21 protein-coding genes and 1 tRNA gene are annotated in these 19,899 nt (G+C 64.4%); 11 read left to right on the top strand and 11 right to left on the bottom strand.

Annotated elements, in window-relative coordinates; genetic code table 11:
* Window positions 1-28: 28 nt before the first annotated feature.
* The 8 genes from MRBLSP13_RS14120 to MRBLSP13_RS14085 form a co-directional block, all read right to left on the bottom strand.
* The gene (locus MRBLSP13_RS14120; RefSeq protein ID WP_363755104.1) at window positions 29-697 is read right to left on the bottom strand and encodes a hypothetical protein; all 669 of its coding nucleotides are present in this window, start codon (window positions 695-697) and stop codon (window positions 29-31) included.
* 3 nt (window positions 698-700) lie between these two features.
* Entirely contained in the window at window positions 701-1,831 is a 1,131-nt protein-coding gene (dnaN, locus tag MRBLSP13_RS14115) for a DNA polymerase III subunit beta (protein ID WP_363755101.1), read from the bottom strand.
* Window positions 1,828-3,522 (bottom strand): ParB/RepB/Spo0J family partition protein, encoded by a 1,695-nt coding sequence (locus MRBLSP13_RS14110; RefSeq protein ID WP_363755099.1) that lies wholly within the window; start codon window positions 3,520-3,522, stop codon window positions 1,828-1,830. The genes dnaN and MRBLSP13_RS14110 overlap by 4 nt, the downstream gene beginning before the upstream one ends.
* A 113-nt stretch (window positions 3,523-3,635) precedes the next feature.
* Complete coding sequence (locus MRBLSP13_RS14105) at window positions 3,636-3,893, bottom strand: hypothetical protein (RefSeq protein WP_363755097.1); 258 nt, start codon at window positions 3,891-3,893, stop codon at window positions 3,636-3,638.
* Window positions 3,890-4,252 carry a hypothetical protein gene (locus MRBLSP13_RS14100; protein WP_363755095.1) on the bottom strand — a complete coding sequence of 121 codons (363 nt, stop codon included), beginning with the start codon at window positions 4,250-4,252 and terminating at the stop codon, window positions 3,890-3,892. The genes MRBLSP13_RS14105 and MRBLSP13_RS14100 overlap by 4 nt, the downstream gene beginning before the upstream one ends.
* A gap of 5 nt (window positions 4,253-4,257) precedes the next feature.
* Complete coding sequence (locus MRBLSP13_RS14095; RefSeq protein WP_363755093.1) at window positions 4,258-4,761, bottom strand: winged helix-turn-helix domain-containing protein; 504 nt, start codon at window positions 4,759-4,761, stop codon at window positions 4,258-4,260.
* Between the two features lie 2 nt (window positions 4,762-4,763).
* Complete coding sequence (locus MRBLSP13_RS14090) at window positions 4,764-5,258, bottom strand: hypothetical protein (protein ID WP_363755091.1); 495 nt, start codon at window positions 5,256-5,258, stop codon at window positions 4,764-4,766.
* Window positions 5,259-5,295: 37 nt separating this feature from the next.
* Window positions 5,296-5,532 (bottom strand): carph-isopro domain-containing protein, encoded by a 237-nt coding sequence (locus MRBLSP13_RS14085; RefSeq protein ID WP_363755089.1) that lies wholly within the window; start codon window positions 5,530-5,532, stop codon window positions 5,296-5,298.
* 93 nt (window positions 5,533-5,625) lie between these two features.
* On the opposite strand from MRBLSP13_RS14085, the gene MRBLSP13_RS14080 reads away from it, so the two are divergent.
* From MRBLSP13_RS14080 to MRBLSP13_RS14045, 8 genes are all read left to right on the top strand, one after another.
* Window positions 5,626-6,183 (top strand): LexA family protein, encoded by a 558-nt coding sequence (locus tag MRBLSP13_RS14080; protein WP_363755087.1) that lies wholly within the window; start codon window positions 5,626-5,628, stop codon window positions 6,181-6,183.
* A gap of 376 nt (window positions 6,184-6,559) precedes the next feature.
* Complete coding sequence (locus MRBLSP13_RS14075) at window positions 6,560-7,009, top strand: hypothetical protein (RefSeq protein ID WP_363755085.1); 450 nt, start codon at window positions 6,560-6,562, stop codon at window positions 7,007-7,009.
* A complete protein-coding gene (locus tag MRBLSP13_RS14070; RefSeq protein WP_363755083.1) occupies window positions 7,006-7,176 on the top strand; it encodes a hypothetical protein in 171 nt (56 codons plus the stop codon). Before MRBLSP13_RS14075 ends, MRBLSP13_RS14070 begins: the two co-directional genes overlap by 4 nt.
* A 135-nt stretch (window positions 7,177-7,311) precedes the next feature.
* Complete coding sequence (locus MRBLSP13_RS14065) at window positions 7,312-7,524, top strand: hypothetical protein (RefSeq protein WP_363755081.1); 213 nt, start codon at window positions 7,312-7,314, stop codon at window positions 7,522-7,524.
* Window positions 7,517-8,704: a phage Gp37/Gp68 family protein gene (locus tag MRBLSP13_RS14060; protein ID WP_363755079.1), complete on the top strand. Its 1,188-nt coding sequence runs from the start codon at window positions 7,517-7,519 to the stop codon at window positions 8,702-8,704. Before MRBLSP13_RS14065 ends, MRBLSP13_RS14060 begins: the two co-directional genes overlap by 8 nt.
* Window positions 8,682-9,068: a hypothetical protein gene (locus tag MRBLSP13_RS14055; protein ID WP_363755077.1), complete on the top strand. Its 387-nt coding sequence runs from the start codon at window positions 8,682-8,684 to the stop codon at window positions 9,066-9,068. The genes MRBLSP13_RS14060 and MRBLSP13_RS14055 overlap by 23 nt, the downstream gene beginning before the upstream one ends.
* Window positions 9,068-9,298 carry a hypothetical protein gene (locus tag MRBLSP13_RS14050; protein ID WP_363755075.1) on the top strand — a complete coding sequence of 77 codons (231 nt, stop codon included), beginning with the start codon at window positions 9,068-9,070 and terminating at the stop codon, window positions 9,296-9,298. The genes MRBLSP13_RS14055 and MRBLSP13_RS14050 overlap by 1 nt, the downstream gene beginning before the upstream one ends.
* Window positions 9,289-10,425: a tyrosine-type recombinase/integrase gene (locus MRBLSP13_RS14045; RefSeq protein WP_363755073.1), complete on the top strand. Its 1,137-nt coding sequence runs from the start codon at window positions 9,289-9,291 to the stop codon at window positions 10,423-10,425. The genes MRBLSP13_RS14050 and MRBLSP13_RS14045 overlap by 10 nt, the downstream gene beginning before the upstream one ends.
* 536 nt (window positions 10,426-10,961) lie before the next feature.
* Here the strand turns inward: MRBLSP13_RS14045 and MRBLSP13_RS14040 are convergent.
* Window positions 10,962-11,105: a hypothetical protein gene (locus MRBLSP13_RS14040; RefSeq protein WP_363755071.1), complete on the bottom strand. Its 144-nt coding sequence runs from the start codon at window positions 11,103-11,105 to the stop codon at window positions 10,962-10,964.
* On the opposite strand from MRBLSP13_RS14040, the gene MRBLSP13_RS14035 reads away from it, so the two are divergent.
* Complete coding sequence (locus MRBLSP13_RS14035; RefSeq protein ID WP_363755069.1) at window positions 11,104-11,376, top strand: hypothetical protein; 273 nt, start codon at window positions 11,104-11,106, stop codon at window positions 11,374-11,376. The genes MRBLSP13_RS14040 and MRBLSP13_RS14035 overlap by 2 nt on opposite strands.
* A 112-nt stretch (window positions 11,377-11,488) precedes the next feature.
* On the opposite strand, the gene MRBLSP13_RS14030 is transcribed toward MRBLSP13_RS14035, so the two are convergent.
* A tRNA-Glu gene (locus MRBLSP13_RS14030) sits at window positions 11,489-11,564 on the bottom strand.
* Window positions 11,565-11,684: 120 nt separating this feature from the next.
* A complete protein-coding gene (gene recJ / locus MRBLSP13_RS14025; protein WP_363755067.1) occupies window positions 11,685-13,451 on the bottom strand; it encodes a single-stranded-DNA-specific exonuclease RecJ in 1,767 nt (588 codons plus the stop codon).
* A gap of 137 nt (window positions 13,452-13,588) precedes the next feature.
* Between recJ and MRBLSP13_RS14020 the strand changes: the two genes are divergently transcribed.
* Entirely contained in the window at window positions 13,589-15,679 is a 2,091-nt protein-coding gene (locus MRBLSP13_RS14020; protein WP_363755065.1) for an autotransporter assembly complex protein TamA, read from the top strand.
* The gene (locus MRBLSP13_RS14015; RefSeq protein ID WP_363755063.1) at window positions 15,679-19,866 is read left to right on the top strand and encodes a translocation/assembly module TamB domain-containing protein; all 4,188 of its coding nucleotides are present in this window, start codon (window positions 15,679-15,681) and stop codon (window positions 19,864-19,866) included. The genes MRBLSP13_RS14020 and MRBLSP13_RS14015 overlap by 1 nt, the downstream gene beginning before the upstream one ends.
* Window positions 19,867-19,899: the final 33 nt, after the last annotated feature.

The raw sequence follows: 19,899 nt of genomic DNA, 5'->3' as shown, positions 1-19,899 counted from the left end.
TGCGCCCCGGTGCGCGGAAAGGAGAAGGTCAGCCGGGTTCAGGATCGGCCTGGGCAAGCAAGTCAGGAGCGCGGAAGGGCGTCAGGACGTCATAGCGACAGTCACGATCGACAGCCTCATCGTCCCAGACGCACCAGATGACCTCCATGGTCGGCGCGCCCTTTCCCAGGAAATCAGGCCGCCAGTTCAGCGCCCAGATGCGCTGCGGCTGCCGCTGCCGCCAAAGGCCGGTGCGCGCCTGCGCGTGCCAGAAACTGGCCTTCAGCAGCATGGCGACATAGGTGCAGCGCAGATCAACGAGCAGGTGACGGATCATTTCTTCCGCAAGCGCGAAAGGCGGATTTGTAACCACCACCGGTGACCATGCCTCACCGCAGAGCAGCAAGTCCTGCTGCGCGACGAGGTTGTCGGGATCGGGAACCAGGTCAGAAGCGACCGTCGCGAAGCCTGCGACCCTGAGTTCTTTAGCGATGGCGCCTCCGCGACCACAGGGCTCCCACACCGGATGATGCCCGTCGCACATCGTCACCAGCGCCTCACGCTCAGCCGCGATCAGCGCCCGCGTTACCGTCGCCGGCGTGGGATAATAGTCGTTCCCCTGCCGGTCGACGTTGGCGCCGCCGCCAGTCATCATGCGGCCGAGCCCTTGCGGAGCAGGGCCGGCGATCGGCTTTTCGGGGAAGAGGCCATCAGTCATGGACTAGACCCTCATCGGCATCAGGACATACAGACGGGCAGCATCGTCACTGGTCTGCCAGAGCGAGGCCGCACCAGCATCCGCGAGCTTCACGCGAGCGCGCTCATTGCCCGTCTCCGTTCCCTTCAGATGTTTCAGCACGTCGAGCAGATACGCGCCGTTGAAACCGATGCGCAGGGGCTCACCTTCATACTCGCAAGGCACTTCCTCGCTCGCCGTGCCGTTTTCGGGGCTGGTTACCTCCAGCGTGATAGCCTGGGCTGCGAAGTTGAAGGCGATCACCCTAATCCTTTCGCTGCTGATCGTCAGCACCCGCTCCACCGCTTCGGCCAGCGGTCCCGGCTCAAACCAGCAATCCAGCCGGTTCGCGGCGGGAATGACGCGGGTGTAATCGGGGAAGGTGCCGTCGATCAGCTTGCCGGTCAGCACGGTCTTGCCCACCTCGAACCGAAACTTCGTGGTGCTCACCGCGACATTGACCGTGCCGCCCTCTTCATCGAGCAACTGGGCGAGCGCGGCGACGGCTTTACGAGGAAGGATGATGTCGGGCATGCCGTCCGCACCATCGGCGACATCGCAGTGGAACCGCGCCAGTCGGTGCCCATCGGTGGCAGCCGCGAACTGGCATTCCGAGCCGTTCGGCACATGCAGGAAGATGCCGTTCAGATAGTAGCGGGTTTCTTCGGTCGAGATCGCAAAGCGCACGCTCTCGATCATCTGCACCAGCTTCGCGCCGTCCTGTTCCCACTGCGCATCCCAATCCCGCGCAGCCAGGACGGGGAAATCATCGGTCGGCAGCGTCGGCAGCTTGAAGCGGGCGCGGCCGCACTTGATCGTGATGCCGGTGTTGCCATCCGCCTCGATCTTGGCGACACCCTCCGCCGGCAGCTTGCCCGCGATCGACGCCAATGTGGACGCATCAACGCAGAAGTTCACGGCCGCGTTGGCGCCGGCATCCTCCAGATCGACGGTTTTCTCAACCATGATGTCAAGATCGGTGCCGGTCAGGAACATCTGCCCGGGCGTGGACCGCACCAGCACCATCGCACAGATCGGCACGGTCGTGCGCTTCTCGACCACCGCGTTCACCGCCTTCAGCGCCGCGCGCAACACCTTCACATTGACGTTGATCATGCGGCTTGCTCCTCGGGCTCCGCGACATTGTCGCCATGGGGATTTTCAGCCCACGCCTCGATCGACGGCCAGGTCAGGCCGATGCTCTCGGCATGTTCCAGCAGCTCTTCCAGATCGTCGTAGAAGCTGCATTCATATTCGTCGGCTTCCGGCGTATCCGGCTGCGCATCGGCATAGCCGCCGTTTTCCCAGCGGAAATGCGCGACACCGTCGATCTGGACCACGGCAGGTGCGGGATCCATCGCCAGCATTTCGGCGCGGCGCGCGACCAGTGCTTCAGCGGCTTCCGCCTTCGCCCTTTCCTCAGCTTCGCGGCGGACGACCTTCTCTGCCTCCTGCAGCAGATATTCCTTTTCGGCATCCTCCAGCCGCGCGTCGATCTCTGCCGGCGTCACCAAAATCGAAACGTCGATGCTGTAGCATTCGCCCAGCCCGTCCTGCTTCACCGTCGAGCCCAGGTGCGGCTGCATGGATTTCCACCACAGCCGGCCTTCGGTGCGCTCCTCGTGATGGTCGCGGGCGACCAGCCACGCCGCGACCGAGCGGATCGATGCCGCACGCCGTTCGGCCGCCCATTCCGCCTCCGTCTTGCGCGGAGCTTCCCGCTGCGGCGGAACCACCTCGGCGAGGCGCGCGCCGGGGACGAAGAAGCCCTCGTCCAGCACCAACTTGCCGCTATGGTCGACACCGGCATAACCGACGATGTCGATCCCGCGGTCGCTGGCATTTTCCCGCATCTTCCCCAGACTGGGCAGATCATTGCGCCAATAGGGCCGCTCGACCTTGTCATAGCCCTTCGGCGCCTTCGGCTCTTTTCCAAGGCGCAGCCCCGGAACAAGGATCACGTCGCTGGTCGTCGGATGATCCCGCTTCGCGTCAGCCTGGATGCGGGCAAGCTGGAAATGGGCGCGATCGGCAGCGATGTTCACGACGATATCGGGGTCGATCAGCTTGCGGCCGCTATAGCTCTCCGCATCGCCGAACAGATCATCTTCATACCGCCCGCCCTTCTTTTCATAGTCGGCCTTGCCGACGAACTTGAACAGCGCGTCACCCGTCGTCATCACCGCGTTGGTGATCCCCGATCGGATGCTCTGGACGCCATGGCCCCAGCTTCCCTTCTTATCCTCGGCCGCGAATATCTTCAGCTGCAGCTTCTGATCCTGCGTCGCCGCATAAGCCATCGCCGCGTCGATCGTCAGCTTGCCATGGCGCATGGCGTCGAGGATCTCTGCCGCCAGCCCGCCCAGCCGCAGCCGCTGCTTCACATAGCGTTCGGAAAAGCCGAACCGCTTGGCGATATCCGCCGGGGACATCGTGCCCGGGCGCATCAGCTCCACGAACGCGGCGAACTCATCGGCAGGGTTCATGTCCCGCCGCGCCAGATTCTCCGACAGCGACAATTCGATCGCCTCGGCCTGGTCACGGATCAGCACCGAAACCTCATAGGCATCGTCGACCACACCGCGCTCGCGCAGCAGCTGTAGCGCCTGCAAGCGCCGACCCCCGCCGATGATGTAGACCGCCGCGGCATCGATATCGGTGTCGCCAGCATAGCCAATCAGCGACTGGAGCAGCCCGTGTGCCGCGATATCGTCAGCCAGGCTCTCCACATCGGCCGCCTTGTCCGTGTGGCGCACATTTTCAGGCGCACGGACAAGACGGCCAAGCGGCACCGGCTGAATTGCCATTGGTGCGACCCGAAGGCTCACCGGTGCCGTAATGTCTTCTGGCGCCGCCGCCGGCGCTGCTTTCTTCGCTCTGGGCATGGAAACGTCCTTCTCTCTGGCGTGCCGGTCGCGGCTTATGGTTGCGTCGAAGAAGCGGGGGCGGCGCGATGTGCAGTCGCTCCGACCCCCGCAGTGGTACCGCCGCTCGACAAGGGCCGGCGCGCGGCGGTGATCTGTTCATGGGTTTCGCGGTCGATCTCGTCGGCCCAGTGCTCGGCCGTGTCGAAATCCACGCCGAAGATCTCGGCCAGATCGCCGAGCTTGCAGCGGCCAACCTGATTGTAACGGGCCTCGAAATGGCGACGCGTGATGGTCATGTCGACGAAGCTCACCGGCGCACCTCCGCAGTCAGCTGGGACGGCAGGCTGCGCAGGCTGAGCGCCTCGCCGAGCGCCGCGTGCAGCTGCTCGGCCTCCCGTTCGCTGATCTCCGCCATGCCGTCCGAAGTCGCCAGGAGCACCTGCCCCGCCGCCGGGCGCAGCAACGCCATCACGCCGTTGGGAAAGCGCCAGCGCGCGCGGCGGGGAAGCCCTTGCTGCGCGCGATACTGCTCCATCGCTCCCCGCTCGACACAGCCCGCGCAGAAGAGCGCCGGCTCGAAACCCGGCACCCGCAACGCATCCCATCCCTCCGGCAGCGCGGCGTCATGCACGCCCTGTTCGGTTTCCCGGCAACCGAAACACTGGATCATGTCGCTCACAGCATGGCCCTCTTCGTTTGCTTGCCCGTGGCGACGATCGTCACCAGCCGCCGTTCGAGGGGCGATGGCTCTTCGACCACGATCTTTCCTGCCGCGACCAGGCGGCGCATCCGGTAGCTGGCGGAAACCGCGCCGGAGAGGCCGACGCGGCGCGCCAGCTCGGCATTGGTCGGGCAAGGCTGCCCCTTTTCCGCCGCCGCGCTCAGTATCTTCAGGATCATGCGCTCGGCGGTGTACCGGCCCTTGATCTCGCGGCGGGCATAGCGACCGCGATGCTCAGGCCCGCGAACCGGCTTCGGATCAGGCAGACGCTGGGCGATGAAGCGGAAGCCGTTGGCGCCACGCTTCGAGGTCAGAGCGACAAGCCCCTGCTCATGCAGCGCCCGCACCGCCTCGCCGATCGCCTTTTCAGGACGGTCGCCCATCGAATAGACCACGTCATCACCGGGCGCCGCGCGTGCGACCCAGGAGGCGAACTGATCCGGCTTCATCATCTGCACTATCAGCCCTCCGCGACCGCGCGCAGCTGGGCGAGAAGCTGGACGCCAAGCGTCACCAGCTGCTCCGCATCAGCAATCAGCGCATGTTTCTTGATATCGTCCCGATCGACCTTCAGATCGTCGGCCACGCTGGCGCAGATTTTGGTCGTGATCTCCGCCGTTTCCTGCGAGATCGCCGACACATGCGCCAGCCAGTCGCCCGACGAAGCGCCCGTTTCCGGTAGCTTGTAGAGATCGAAGCCGTCCGCCCGTGCCAGCGCATGGGTGATGTGCGGCCAGCCGGGCTTGCCTGCGCCGAGCGCCTGCACCTTGCGCACAAGGTCTATCGGGATGAAGTCAGGCTTGTTCGGCGACCCATAGTCGCTGAACCGGGACTGCGAGCGACCAAGGCTCTCGGACAGGAATTCCTGCCCTCCCGCACCTCTGATCGCATCCTTCGTAGCCAACTTCAGAGCCAGATCGGCGGGCTCCAGCGCCTGTTCCCACCGCGAGCCCATTTCAGATGGACCCTTCGGGGGTAGCGACCCAAGTCATTCAAGAACCTCCGATATTATCCTCTGAGTTATCGGATGACGGACTCTGCTCCGCTTCCGTATCACCAGGCCAGGGGATGCCCTCAGCCTTCGCGGCAAGTTTCAGATGGGCGAGACGCGAAAGGGGAATGCCATTTTTCCGCCAACTGTGGACAGTCGAGGGGGGCACAAGGGTCATGCGAGACACGGCGGTAGTGCCGCCCAGTCCGTCGATGATACGGTTCGCTTCGTCGCTCATAAATCAACCTATGCGATAATCGCACAGGCCAAGCAAGTGAAATTATGCGACTTTAGCAATTGCGACGATCGCATGCCTTCGCAATCTCACGGTATGGACCCGGAAGAGATATTGCAGCTGCTGGACGCGCGCGGAATGAGCCAGTCGGAACTCGCCCGCCGCATCGCGTTAGATCAGGACAAGTTGAACAAAGCGCTGCGCGGCAAACGCAAGATCAGTGTGCGTGAAATGGAAGCGATCAAGGCTGTTCTCTTCCAAGAACTGGCGCAGCCTATTCGCTCCATCCCGGTGATAGGTCAGATTTCCGCAGGCAACTGGCGGGAAGCGATCCAGCACCCGATCGACGCAGTGCCGATGCCAGACGGCTCGATCCCTCCGCGCGCCTTTGGCCTGCGCGTGACTGGCGATTCTATGGATCTACTTGTTGACGATGGTGCGCTCATCATTGTCGATCCAGATGACCGGGTGCTTTTCAATGACCGGTATTACGCGGTTTTGAACGGGGACGGCGAAGCCACTTTCAAGCAATTCAAGACCGACCCGGCACGCCTCGCGCCTTGTTCGTCGAACCCCGCCCACCGCGAGATCGTTCTTGGTGATGAGCATTATGAGGTGATCGGGCGGATAATCTGGCGCGCCGCTCGGATGTAATAAGCTCCGACACCTGTTCCTGCGTTAAGCCAATCTGCTCGGGCCGAATGTCACGGGTCTGGAGCTCACCCGGAACCACATCGAAGTAGCTGCCCCATTCATCGTAAGCACCCAAGCCGGCGGCGACGGCGTCGCGGCGAGCCTGAGACAGGCGAAGCCGCCAAGGCCCCATCGGCTTGCCGAAACACACCACTCTGTAAGCATAGATTGTCCTGAACATCCTCGACTCACCCACCGGAGAAAAGTCCGCTCTTAAGAACAAAGATTGAACAAATTTCAACGGCAGCCGCTTACTATGCGATTACCGCATAGTTTTCATTTGACAAATGTAATGCGATAATCGCATAGGTCGGCCTTCACAAATGTGGAGGCAAACTTGCTTCAGTGCGAAAATCAGTTTCCGTTCCCCGGCAGCATCGCTCTGCTTCACGGCTTGCGCTGGCGCGTTCTCAGCCATGCCGCTGACGGTACCGCCCTCTTGGGTCGCCTCGGCCCTAACACCAGCCTGACTCGCCGCGCCGACCTTGGCGACCTGGTCGATCCCAAGCTGGCTGATGACAATGCGCTGATTGTGCTGTCGGACAGGAGCGAGGCGGGCAAGCGCATTGGCCTGTTCATGGCCCGCCACCTCCGCGACGCCAACGAGGTCGCACTGTCGGCTCTCCGCCGGGATCTAGCCACCGCCGCACGCGAGGGCCGCATCCCTAAGGCCCGCGACGATTTCCAGATCGCCACGCTCCTCCGCACGCTGGGCTGGCGGAAGGACGGCCAGACATGGGACGGATACGATCGCACCTCGCGCTATGTTCGCGGGGCCGCCCAGTGAGCGCGTTCAGCCAGATCGCCGCGCTGGTCTTCGCGAGCGCCTTCATCCTCGCAGGCTGGACCATCGTGAGCATGTTCGCCGCCTACCGTCACAAGATGATGGCCGGCCTGCTGTTCGAGCCGATCCCGCAGGATCAGCCGGTGCGTCGCCATGCCCGCCGCGCCTGACCCTAACCGCCCAGGCTTCCACCCGGTCATCCCGAGCCTCATCGGCATTGCCGTGGCGCTCGGGTGGCTGGCCGTCTTCCCCGTTCTGGCCCGGCTCTGCGCCTGGGCCGATGCGTTGATCGCAAGGGTCGCCCCATGAGCATGGCATACATCCGCGAAACCTATGGCGTCCCCGCGAAGGTGGGCGGCCGCGTCAACTGGCGCGGCGGTCGCCACCCTGCCGCTGGCACGATCACGGGCAGCACAGGCGCTTACCTGATGATCCGCCTGGATGGGCAGCAGCATGCCATGCCCTATCACCCCGACTGGTTCATCGAATATCTTGACGCGGAGCCGGCGAATGTCTGACGGCACCAAGATCGAGTGGACCGACGCCACCGTGAACGCCATCAATGGCTGCAACGTGGTGTCGCCGGGCTGCACCAATTGCTACGCCATGCGCCTCGCCGGCACTCGGCTGAAGCACCATCCTTCGCGCGCCGGCCTGACGATCGACAGCAAGGCCGGTCCCGTCTGGAATGGCGAAGTGCGGCTCAACGAAGAGCAGCTGCTGCAACCGCTCCGCTGGACAAAGCCGCGCCGGATTTTCTGGAACGCGCATGGCGACATGTTTCACCCGTCCGTCCCTGCCGAATGGATCGACCGCTGCTTCGCCATCATGGCTTTGACGCCGCAGCACATCCACCAGGTGCTGACGAAGCGTGCCGATCGGATGCGGGACTATGTAACGACCGTCGAGGATCGGCCCGAAGCCTTCGGCAGCGCACTCGCCAATGTTGGGCGCGCCGCCGGTCTTCCCCGTCAGCGCGGGATAGACACCATTGACGCGATGGTGTGGCCGCTGCCCAACGTTTGGCTGGGCGTCTCTGTCGAAGATCAGAAGCGAGCCGACGAGCGCATCCCCGACCTGATCTTCACCCCTGCCGCCGTCCGCTTTCTATCGGTCGAGCCGCTCCTTGGGCCGATCGATCTGACGTCGATCAAGGCCCCGCGCGAGCCGGACGAACCGGACCTCGACACCGATTGGCGCTTCGACGCGCTGGAGGTGGGCGATTATTATTGGTGGAACGGGACCGAGGGTCAGTCCGGCGACTGCGGCGACGGCCCGTATCGTGACGGCCGCATCGATTGGGTGATAGTCGGGGGCGAGAGCGGTCCCGGCGCACGCCCGATGCATCCCCAATGGGTGCGCGCGATCCGCGACCAGTGCGCATCAGCCACCATTCACGGCGACGACGCTCCGGTGCCCTTCTTCTTCAAGCAATGGGGCAGCTGGGCGCCAGTCTGCGCAATGAGCGAGGAGCTTACCGACAGCTGCTATCATCCCGCACCACCGACCCGACCCGACGCCTCGCGCCGCAGCAAGGTCGATCAGCATGTTCTGCATGAGGACGGGTCGCAGCATCATTTCGCAGCCCCGCGCGCCTTCTGGCAGGGCACCGGGGCCATGACGATGATGAACGTCGGCAAGAGCAAAGCCGGCCGCCTGCTCGACGGCATCCAGCATGACGGGATGCCTCATGCCTAAGCCCGCGCCTGCCCAGCTACACCAGTTCGCCAAAGACGAACGCACGCGCCGCAAGGCCGCGTTCAAAGCGGCAGGGCAGGCGCTATCTGATCGCGCGCAGCAGGACGATATCATCTGGTCGAACATTGAACAGATGGCCGGCCGCGAAGCGGGCGATCCCCTCTGCATGAAACGCCAGCCTTGGTACTGGACCAGGGTGGAGCGCATCACGATGGCACGCAACGCCTGGGCGACGGCTTGCAAGGCAGAAACCAGCCTGGACGCATCGATCGAGACGAACGCCGCGAAGATTGCCGCCTTATGGCACCTGTACCGCTGGCTGAAGCCGGTGGGCTGGTCGCCCTATCTCAGCGAGGCCACTTGATGGGCAAGCACGTCAACATCGCTCCGATCGCGCCCCGCCTGGTCGATGAGGAAACAGCCGCCGCCTATCTGGGTCGTGGCCGCACCCGTTTTCGCGAGCAGGTGAAGGCGCACCAGCTGCCCGGCCCGGCCGATCGCAACGGGAATGTTGACCTATGGGATCTGCGCGCGCTCGATCGCTATGTTGACCAGCGCTCGGGAATCCGCTCATCACTCGGGGAATGGGATTAGTGTCGATCGAGGGCGTGTGCCAAAAGAAGGGCCTAACTTACAGGCGCTTCCGCTATTACGACGCCGATGGAAAGCGCAAGGATCGCTACGTTCGGCTTCCCGATCCGTCCGACGCCCGATTCGCGCAGGAGCTGGAGCGCGTCAACCGCGAGGCCCAGCAGGCCGACGACCGCGCAGCGCAGCGGTGGACCCCCATGCCGGGTTCGTTCGGCGCGCTGGCTAAGGAATTCCGCGCCGCGCTGGCCGCAGGATGGACGCGGAAGAAGCGCAAGAAGGGCACCAAGGCGCTCTCCGAAAACACCATGGCGAACTATCTGCGGTACATCGCCATGTTCGAGGCGGAGGATTTCACCTTCCGGCTGAAATCGGGCGAGGACAAGCAGGTGCGCGATATGTCAGTCGCCGGGATGCGGCCGACGCACGTCTATCAGCTGCGCGACGCTATGGCTGACAAGCCGGGCAAGGCCAACAACTGGCTGAACGTGCTGAAGCTGATGTTCATCTACGCGTGCGAGCGCGATTGGCGGGGCGACAATCCGGCCGACAGCATCGCCCCGCTGCCGATCGGCGAACATGAGCCATGGCCCCGCGAGGTACTGGCCGAAGCGCTGGAACACGCCAGCCCGATGCTGCGCCTCGCCATCGTCACCGGCCTCTGCACCGGCCAGCGCGTAAGCGACGTGATCCGCATCCGCCATAACTGGATATCTGGCGGCATCATGGAATTGAGCCAGGTAAAAACCGATGTCGACGTTGCGGTGCCGGTTCACCCCTGGTGGCGCGAGGAGATCGCGAAGGTTGAGAAGAAGGCCGTCAGCCTCCTCTACGATCGGTCGGGCCGCCCGTTCAGCAGCGAAGATCGCATTCAGGAGCGCATCCGCCGCCTGATGCATGACCTCGGCCATGTCGATGATGAAAACCAGCTGCTCTACACCTTCCACGGGCTACGCAAGAACGCCTGCTGCTACCTTCTGGAAACCGGCCTGAGCGACACCGACGTCGGCGCTATTCTGGGCATGACGCCCGAGACCGTCCGCCATTACGGCAAACGCGCGCGCGCCTACATGATCGCGGTCGGTGCCTCAGAAAAGATGAGCAGCGTCACGCCGTTGAAGATGGGGCGGTAGGTTCTGCAACAGTTGCAGAGGCGAACAGGCAACGAACATTAGGGATTTAGAAACCCTACTAAGAACCTTTAAAGCACATCCCGGCAACAAACATGGCAAGAACTCCGTTTAAACGGCCCCAGGGGCGCGAAAGTGAGCGTGAGTGGGGATAGGAGGCGTCAGTCGCCTAATTGACGCCCTACGCGCCTTAAAATCGCTCTATGGGCTTGTGGCACAACTCGAATCGGGCTAGAAACAAAAACGGCCGATGCAGAGCAGCAACTCCGCACCGGCCTTTTTGGAAAACGTCAACTGCCCGAAAGCTGTCAACGGTCGTGATCACGATGTAGAAAACTATACAACCGCGATTAGGTCGTCAACGGTTTTCGGGCTTCAATTGAAAGCTCGAATAACCTTATGACTACACACACTATCCTCTGCGGCTCGTGCAAGAGCCCTGCTAAAGCTGTCGCGAATCCCGAACCTGACGACAAGGTGACCTGTCCCGACTGTGGTCGAGAAGATCGCTTCGAAGACGTCATGGGGAGCGTCCGCGACTACATCAGCCACAGCGCAGCGAAGGCGATCAGCAGCCGTCTGCGAAAGACGGTGAGCAACAGCAAGTTCATCAAGATCACGAGCAAGCCGATCGGCGAGCGCTCCTTCCAGTGGGTCACCACCGAGTTGGGGTTGTAAGCCATGGCCCATTTCATGATCTCCTATGACCTGCACAATGGCAGAAACTATCAACCGCTCTGGAATCAGCTCCAGCACTGGGGCGCGGTTCGCCTGCTAGAATCGCTTTGGATTGTCTCTCTTACGGGAACCGCAATCCAAGTCCGCGATGTTTTGAACACCGTCACCGACAGCGACGATTCTGTCGCGGTGATCGAGGTGAAGACCGGCTCAATGTGGGCAACACGCAACTGCAAGGCACCAGGCGTTGAGTGGCTGAAAAAGAACATTGGCTAATAGCGCAGATACCCTCCGACGGGCACTGCAAACCGGGAGGTGGGGGAACTGTTCCCCCACCAACTGGGGGAACTGATCTAAGCAGAGATGAAAAAACCCAGCAAATGCTGGGTGGTGACCCCTACGGGAATCGAACCCGTGTTTCAGCCGTGAAAGGGCCGCGTCCTAGACCGCTAGACGAAGGGGCCACAGCAGGTTCGCTTGGGCGTCGCTGCGAAGCGAGGCGGGCATTAGGCGGTGGCTCCGGAACGGTCAACCCCCTTTTCGTCATGAAAATGACGCAGGGCAAAAAATTGCCGATCCGCTGCTCAATCGGCCCAGGCGGCATCCTCCAGATGCAGTTCGGCGGCGGGGCGCGGCCCCCAATCGTCGATCTTCGCCCGGCCCGCGATCCACAGGCGCCGGTCGCGGGGCGCGCCAAGAATGGCCTGACCCAGATCGGATTCCGCCTGGCGGAAGGCGATGGTCTTGATCGAGCGGCCGTCATCGCCCGCCATGATGGCGCGCAAATGTCCGTTGCCGACGATGTCCGCCTTTACCACCCGCATCGGTCCGGACGCGATGAGCGGTGCAGGCCATCCCGCGCCATAGGGACCGCCGGCGTCGATGGCGGCGACGAAGTCCGGATTGACGCCCGCAGGCGCCAGCACGGCGTCGATCAGCAACGCGCGGTTGTCCCGCGCCCTCGCCACCGCATTGGCAAGGCGCTCGTCGAGAAAGTCGGCCAGCGCATCGATCTTGTCCGCCGCGACCGTCAGGCCGGCAGCCATGGCATGGCCGCCGCCCGCGACCAGCAGGCCGCTGTCCTTCGCCGCCAGGACCGCCGCGCCCAGGTCGACGCCGGAGATGGAGCGGCCCGATCCCTTGCCGGTACCATCCTCATCGATGGCGACGACGATGGCGGGACGTCCGGCCTTCTCCTTGATGCGTCCTGCGACTATGCCGATCACGCCGGGATGCCAGCCTGCGCCCGACACCAGCGCCACCGCCCGATTGCCCTGCGCGGCAAGACGCTCTTCCGCCTCCGCCTGCACGGCCGCCTCTATGACGCGGCGTTCCTCGTTGAGCTGATCCAGTTCCCGGGCGATGCTGGCCGCCTCCGCCGGGTCTTCGGTGGTGAGCAGCCGCACGCCCAGATCCGCCTTGCCCACGCGTCCGCCGGCGTTGATGCGGGGGCCAAGCGCGAAGCCCAGATCATGGCAAAGCGGCGCCCGCGTCAGGCGGCTGGCGTCGATCAGGGCGGAAAGGCCGATATTGCGGCGCTTCGCCATGATCTTGAGGCCCTGCGCGACGAATGCGCGGTTGAGCCCCTTCAGTTGCGCCACGTCCGCCACCGTGCCGAGCGCGACGATGTCGAGCAGTTCCATCAACGGCGGCTCGGCGCGTTGGGCGAACCAGCCGCGCCCGCGCAGCACGCGGATCAACGCCGCACCGAGCAGGAAGGCGACGCCCACCGCCGCCAGATGACCATGCGCTGCTGCTTCTTCCGCTTCGTCAAGGCGATTGGGGTTCACCAGCGCCAACGCTTCGGGCAGGGCGGCGGCACATTTATGATGGTCGACGACGACGACATCGACGCCCGCCGATTTGGCCATGGCAAGCGCGTCGAACGCCTGCGCGCCGCAGTCCACCGTGACGATCAGCGTCGCGCCCTCTCGCGCCAGCCTGACGAGCGCCTCGCCGGATGGGCCATAGCCTTCCATCAGCCGGTCGGGGATATAGGGTCGCGCCGCAAGTCCCAGATCGCGCAGCAGGCGGATCAGCAGCGCTGCGCTGGTCGCGCCGTCCACGTCATAATCGCCGAAGATGCGCACATCCTCGCCGCGCATCACCGCATCGGCCAGCCGTTCGGCGGCGGCGTCCATGTCGCGGAACAGGCTGGGGTCGGGCATGAAATGGCGGATGGTGGGGTTGCGATGCGCCTCTACCGCATCGCGCGGGCAGCCGCGCGCCAGCAGCAATTGCGTGACCAGATCATCCGGGCGATAGCCGGGATCGCGCCCGTCGCCATTGCCCCCGCGCCACCGCCAGGGCTGGCCAAGGATAGAACGGGTGATGTTGAGCGCGATGGTCATGCGGCCGGTCTAGACCGGTTGGGATTCGGAAGGAAGCACCCCTCTTCATGACGCGGGCGGAACTTTGGCAACCCGCTGCGCGTATTGGCTGTTCCCGCCCTGCATGGGCGAAGGGCAAAAGGGGCAAAGCGGTTTCCATGGGTTCAAGGCAGAAGCGGGTCCGGCGAGCCTTGGGTCTGATGATGATGGCGTCCTCTTCCCTTCCACTGATGGCGCAGACGCCGCCGCCGCAACAGCAGGAAGAACCGATCCTGCCCGATAGCGAGTTCGAGGCGCGCCTGCCCGGCGTGGAAGAGGCCCCCGCTGACAAAAGCGCGCCTTTGCCCTCGATCGATCAGTGGATCGATGAACAGATGCCGGCAGCCGGCGCTGCGCAGCAATTGCCTCCGCCGACCGAGCCGCAGGAGGAGCGTGAACTGGCGCAGCCGCTGCCCCCGCTCGACAGCGTGCAGGTTCCGGTACAGGTCGCGACCGACAACAACCCTGATGAAAAGACGCAGGCGGTACGTTATTCGGTCGTGGTGGATGGCTTCGGCAAGACGGGTCTGGAGCCGGCGTTTCGCGATTCTTCCGCCCTGATCGATGGCGACGGCAAGGCTGATACGGCGGCCATGGTGCAGGCCCGCGCCCATGAGGATGAGGCGTTGGCCGTACGGCTGCTCTATTCGGAAGGCTATTATGATGCGACCGCGCTCGCATCGCTCGACCAGGCGAATGACGGGGCGTTGAAGGCGGTCATCTCGGTTACGCCGGGCAAGCGCTACCGGATCGGGGACATTGTGATCAACGCCGGGCAGACCGTGCCGCCTGGCCTGATCCGCGACAGCCTGCCGCTCAGGACCGGCGATTATATCGTCGCGGCCGCGGTCGAGGGGGCGGAGGCCAATGTCGGCGTCAAGCTGCCGGAAAATGGCTATCCCTTCGCCAAGCTGGGGCAGCGGGACATATTGCTCGATCCCGCAACCACGACGGGAGACTATACCCTGCCGGTGGAGACGGGACCGCGCGGATCGTTCCGGGGGATCACCACCACGGGCGAAAGGCAGGCGTTCGGCGCCGATCATATGAAGGTCATCAGCCGGTTCAAGCCGGGCGAGCTCTACGACAGCCGCAAGGTGGACGACCTGCGCCGGGCGCTGGTGGCGACGGGGTTGTTTTCCAGCATCTCGGTCGATCCGGTCAGGACGAACGAGCCGGGGCCCGACGGCACCGAATATGTCGACCTGACGGTCGCGCAGGAAGCAGGCAAGCCGCGCACGCTGGCGGGCGAGCTGGGCTATGGCACGGGCCAGGGCTTCCGCGCCGAGGGAAGCTGGACCCATCGCAACCTCTTCCCGCCCGAGGGCGCGCTGATCGCCAGCGTGATCGCCGGAACGCAGGAACAGGGCGCGTCGGGCACCTTCCGCCGTTCCAATGCGGGCAAGCGCGACAAGACCTTCCAGGCTGGCGTCACGCTCAACCACCAGAATTACGATGCCTATGAAGCCTATACGGCGGGCCTCAACATCGGCTGGTCGCGCCAGTCGACACCGATCTTCCAGAAGCGCTGGACCTACAGCTATGGCGCTGAAGTCCTGCTGACCAACGAACAGGTGGTTGTCGATCCAGCGACGGCGGACAAGGTGCGGCGGACCTATTTCATCGGCGGCCTGCCGCTGCAGCTTGGTTACGACAGGTCCAACGACCTGCTCAATCCCACACGGGGGTTCCGCGCCAATCTGCGGGCCGAGCCGGAGGGATCGTTGCAGGGCAGCTTTTCGCCCTATCTGCGCGCGACTTTCGACCTTACCGGCTATTATCCCTTGTCGGACAGCCTGGTGATCGCCGCGCGCACGCGCGTCGGCACCATCAGCGGGGTGAACCGGGATGACGTCGCGCCTTCCCGGCGCATCTATGCGGGCGGCGGCGGGTCGGTCCGCGGCTATGGCTATCAGGAACTGGGGCCCAAGGACGCGAACAACGACCCCATAGGCGGCCGGTCCGTCAATGAATTCGCGGTCGAGGGCCGCTACCGCTTCGGCGATTATGGCGTGGTCGCCTTTGTCGATGCGGGTCAGGTCTATGAAAGCTCCATGCCGCAATTTTCCAACATCCGTTACGGCGCGGGCGTCGGCGGGCGCTTCTACACCAATTTCGGACCCTTCCGCGCCGACATAGCCATGCCGATCAACCGGCAGCCGGGCGAGTCCAAATTCGCGCTCTACATTGGCATCGGGCAGGCATTCTGATGGCTGAGGAAACCCCGACCGTCATCGCCAGGCGCCCGCTGTGGCAGAAGATCCTCCAGTGGGTCGTCGGACTGGTCGCAGCCCTCGTCCTGCTGGTCGCCGGCCTGCTGCTGTTCCTGAACAGCCAGCCGGGCAAGGCCTTCCTGATCCGTCAGATCGCCGGGCTGAAGCTGGAATCCGGCATGGGCATATCGGTCGGCCGGATCGAGGGGTCGATCTACAGCGACATGGTGATCCACGACCTGGTGCTGCGCGACCCGAAGGGGCCGTTCGCCGCATCCCCGCGCGTCCATATGGTGTGGAGTCCCTTTCGCTACATCAACAACCATATTTCGGTGCGGCTGCTGGAAAGCCCGCTGGTGGTGCTGGCGCGCAGTCCGCAGTTCAACGTGACGCAGAGCGACCCCAATGCGCCGATCCTGCCGGACCTCGACATCGATGTCGACCGGCTGAAGATCGCAAGGTTCCTCGTCGCCAGGCCGGTGATCGGCCAGAAGCGGGAGATTGCGATCGACGGCGTGACTCATATCGCCGACGGTCGCGCCATAGTGTCGGCCAATGCGGTGGTGGACAGCGGTGACCGTCTTCAGGCCAGGCTGGACGCCGTGCCCGAGCAAAATCGCCTGTCCATGAAGGGTATGCTGACCGCGCCCAAGGGCGGCGTGATCGCGGCGATGAGCGGCCTTACCGACGGCTTCACCGCGACGCTGGACGGGAAGGGCACCTGGCAGGCGTGGAACGGGCGGCTGGTCGCGACGTCGGGCAAAGGCGAGCTGGCGAATGTCGCGCTTGCCGCCCGCGACGGCAATTTCACGGCGAAGGGACCGCTGCGGCCGGGACTGGTCTTCGCCGGGACGGTCGACCGGCTGACGGCGCCCGCGCTCGACCTGGACATGTTCGCGGGATTGAACCAGCGGCGCGTGAACCTCAAGGGTTCGTTGAAATCCCCCGCCTTGTCCGCCACCGCGCAGGGTTTGGTCGACCTGGGCCAAAGTCGGTTCAGCGCGCTCAGGATCGACGCCGCCCTGCTCACGCCCGGCGCGATCATGGAGAAGGTGAGAGGCCGGGACGTGCGCGCTTCGGTGATCCTGGACGGGCCGATGGCGACGCCCTTCATCGATTATGACGTCACGGCGAAGGAGATTGCCTTCGACGCCACGGGCATCGAAAATCTGAAGGCCAGCGGGCGCGCGGTGATCGATGCAGACCGCATCCGCATTCCGGTAAGCGCCACCGCCAGCCGCGTCACCGGTCTCAATGCGGCGGCGGGCGGCCTGCTCAACAATCTGCGTGTGAAGGGCGATTTCGCCTATGCCGCGGGCAAGCTCATCAGCGACAATCTGAAGATCGACAGCGACCGGGTGGACGCCACGGCCATCGTTCTGGCGGACATGGACAATGCCATCTATCGCGGCGCGCTCAAGGGCCGGGTCAACGACTACAGGATCGACGGGGTCGGCATCGTCAATCTCAACACCGATGTGAAACTGGTTCCAGGGCCCAAGGGCGGCTTCGGCCTGTCCGGCCGTTTCGGCGTGCGCACGGCGCGCTGGGACAATGCATCGGTTCGCGATTTCCTGGGCGGCAATGCCGTTGCTTCCGGCACCATCGGCATGACGCCGGAGGGCAGGTTCACGCTCAACGGCTTGAAGGGCGCAGCGCCCAACTTCCGGATCCACAGCGGTTCGGGCAGCTATGACACCGACGGTCGGATCGCCTTCGACGCCAGGGCGACATCGAACCAATATGGGCCGCTGGCGCTGACCGTGCGCGGCACGATGGAGCGGCCCAATGCCGTGCTCCGCGCCGCAAGGCCCAATGTCGGCGTGCAACTTCATGACGTGGTGGCGAAATTGAATGGCGAGGCGGCGGGCTATCGGCTCGAAGCGACCGGCGGGTCGGCCTATGGCCCGTTCTTCGCCAATGTGCTGATCCATACCGCCAAGGGGCCGCTCACCATCGACATAGCCAAGGCGCGCTTCGCCGGTATCGACATGAACGGTCGCGTGCAGCAGAGCGCCGCCGGTCCCTTTACCGGGCAGCTTGCCATGAGCGGTTCCGGCGTGACCGGCGCGGTTCGCCTGACGGCGGTGGGCAAGGCGCAGGGCGCGCAGTTGAACGCCACCGCCAGCAATGCCAAACTGCCGGGCGAAGCGGATGTCGTGATCGGCCGGGCGTTGATCACGGCGAACATGGTGCTGGCCGACCAGCCGCAGATCACCGCCGATGTGCAGATGGCGAATGCGGCCTATGGCGATTATGTCGTGCGCAAGGCGCGGGCGCGGGTCGACTATCGCGGTGGGCGCGGACGGGCGCAACTGGTGGCGGACGGATCGACCGGCGTGCCTTTCTCCATCGCGATGAATGCCGCGCTGCGACCCACCCTCTATGCCGTCGCGCTGGAGGGGCGGGCGAGCAACGTCTCCTTCCGCTTCGCCCGGCCGGCGATCATCCACGTCGAGAAAGCCGGATATCGTCTTGACCCGGCGACGCTGGTGCTGCCGCAGGGGCGCGTCGACCTGGCCGGGCATTTCGGCCAGCAAATGGCGATGCAGGCGCGGTTCAAGGATTTTGACCTGGCCATCGTCAACATGGCCTCGCCGGGACTGGGGATTGGCGGGAAAGCGACCGGCACGCTGGATTTCGCGCAGAATGGGTCCGCCTTCCCGACCGCGACCACGCGCCTTGCGATCACCGACTTCCGCCGGTCCAGCCTGACCGCCGTTTCCGATCCAGTATCCATGGCGATCGAAGGCAAGCTGTCGAGCGCGGGCGGGGACATGCGTGGACTTATCCGGCGGGGCAATGCGACGCTTGGGCGCTTCGTCGCGACCCTGGCGCCGCCGGGACCGGGCGCCGGCTGGGCGGAACAGCTTGCGTCCGCCCCCCTGGGCGGCGGCATCCGCTATGCCGGGCCGGCCGATGTGCTCTTCTCCTTTGCGGGCTTGGCCGACCAGCAGTTGACCGGGCCGATCGCGGTCGCGGCGGATTTTGGCGGACGGCTGACCGCGCCCAGCCTCAACGGCATCGTCCGCGCCAATGCGCTGAGTTATGAAAATGAGACGTTCGGGACGCGCGTCACGCAGATGCGGCTGGACGGGCGCTTCACCAATGACCGGCTGGACCTGCGCGATTTTTCCGGGCGGGCGGGCGAAGGCACGGTGCAGGCCAGCGGCACGGTGGGACTGGCGGCGGAAAGCGGCTATCCGATAAACATCGCCGTGAAGCTGAACCGCGCCCGCCTGGCGCGCAGTGAGGCGATCACCAGCGTCGTCAGCGGCACGCTCTCCATCACCAACGGCCCGACCACCGGCGGCCTGATAAAGGGCGACCTGTCGCTTCCCGAAACCCGTTATCGCGTCGCCTGGCAGGGGGGCAGCGACATCCGGCAGTTGACAGGCGTGCGCCGCAAGGGCGAGGGGACCGACCTGCTGGACCGCCGCGTGGCCGCACGGCAGGCGGCCGCCAAACCGACGGCGTGGAATCTGGACGTGCGCGTGCGGGCCGATAACGAAATCTACGTGACCGGCATGGGGCTCGATTCCGAATGGAAGACGAACATGCGCGTCACCGGCACGGCGACCGATCCGCGCGTGGTCGGCAAGATAGAGGTTATACGCGGCCGTTACAGCTTCTCAGGCCATCAGTTCGATCTGGAGCAGGGCGTCATCACCTTCAACGGGCCGATGATGAACCCGACACTGGCGATCCGCGCCGAAACGCGGATCGACGATGTGACGGCGGGCATCGCCGTGGGCGGTTCGGCGCAGCGGCCCGACATCGCCTTCGTTTCCACGCCGACGCTGCCGCAGGACGAGATATTGGCGCGGATCCTGTTCGGGGACAATGTGGCGAATCTGTCAGCCACCCAGGCGATCCAGTTGGCGGCGGCACTCAATGGGCTGCGCGGCGGCGGCGGCGGACTCAATCCGATGGGCAAGCTGCAAAATGCGTCGGGCGTGGACCGCATCGGCATTGTCGGTGGGGATGAGGCGACCGGGCGCGGCACGTCGCTCGCGGTCGGGCAGCATATCTCCAACAACATCTATGTGGAGGTGATCACCGATCCCAAGGGCTTCACCGCCACCCAGCTCGAAATCTCCCTGTCCAAGACGCTCAGCCTGTTGTCGAAGACAGGCACGAATGCGGGATCATCGGCCAATTTGCGCTATTCGAAGGATTATTGATGCCGTTTCAGGGTCGGGTGCGGCTGGATCAGC

The organism is Sphingobium sp. LSP13-1-1.1, from assembly GCF_040676415.1.
GTDB lineage: Bacteria > Pseudomonadota > Alphaproteobacteria > Sphingomonadales > Sphingomonadaceae > Sphingobium.
Note: the sequence above shows the minus strand (reverse complement) of the source record. Positions and strands in the feature narration are given on the sequence as shown.